Source organism: Kaistella pullorum (assembly GCF_014837035.1).
GTDB lineage: Bacteria > Bacteroidota > Bacteroidia > Flavobacteriales > Weeksellaceae > Kaistella > Kaistella rhinocerotis.
Genome location: NZ_JACSPS010000024.1, coordinates 1 through 837, shown reverse-complemented (window position 1 = coordinate 837; position 837 = coordinate 1). Strand labels below are relative to the sequence as shown.

Annotated in this window: 1 protein-coding gene; it reads left to right on the top strand. The window is 29.2% G+C overall.

The genetic code is table 11. The features are described from left to right. The coding region (locus H9628_RS11910) for a toxin-antitoxin system YwqK family antitoxin (protein ID WP_394368184.1) at window positions 1-645 on the top strand (645 nt) is incomplete at its 5' end. Window positions 646-837 lie beyond the last annotated feature (192 nt).

Below are 837 nucleotides of genomic sequence, written 5' to 3'. Positions count from 1 at the left end.
GGATTGCGGAAGTCTGCTTTTGTATCAGAATTTTCGCTAAGTTTAAAGTCCGGTTTTTGTACGAAGATCTGGGGCAGTAGCCGCAACCCTCCATATACGCCGGACGTTATCTGCAATCATGGAAAAATCCGTAACAAAATGAAATTTACAATTTTAACTATATTATTTTTATTTTTTGGTAAAAGTTACTCGCAAGAAAAAATAGAATTTGAAGATGTGTTTTTCGTGAATGGAATTGCTTACAATAAATTGAATAATCAAATTTTTACAGGAATCGCACAGAACAAAAATAAAAATGGACACATAAAATTTGAAGAAATATACGACAATGGGAAATTGACTAAAACTTTACTTTATTACAACAATAATTCTAAACAAATTATTTCTACAGAAACTATTTTTAACCAAGAGAATAAAAGAGTGAAAGTTTTAAATTTTAGTTCGGACGGAAAAAAAATTCGCGAAACTACATTTGATGAAAATGAAAAAAAATCTGAATATAATTCCTACGAAAATGGAAACTTAATTCTTCATGAAGAATTTAAAAATGGGAAAAAAAACGGAAAATGGTTTTGTTATAATGATGATGGAACAAAATGCGAAATGGAATATTCTAGTGGAAAAAAAATAAAAGACTGCAGATAACACGGTATTTCTATTAGCGGGGTTGAAGTTTACATCATAAAGGTTTTCGCTAGTTGTTCTTTTTGTTATATTTACAAAGACCTGTTATAAAAGCCCGCCAACAGAAATACCCAACCGTTATAGGCAATTTCACCAAAAGATCGTCAAATGAAAGAAAAGATTACAATTTTTATTTTTATTATTTTTTGTAAT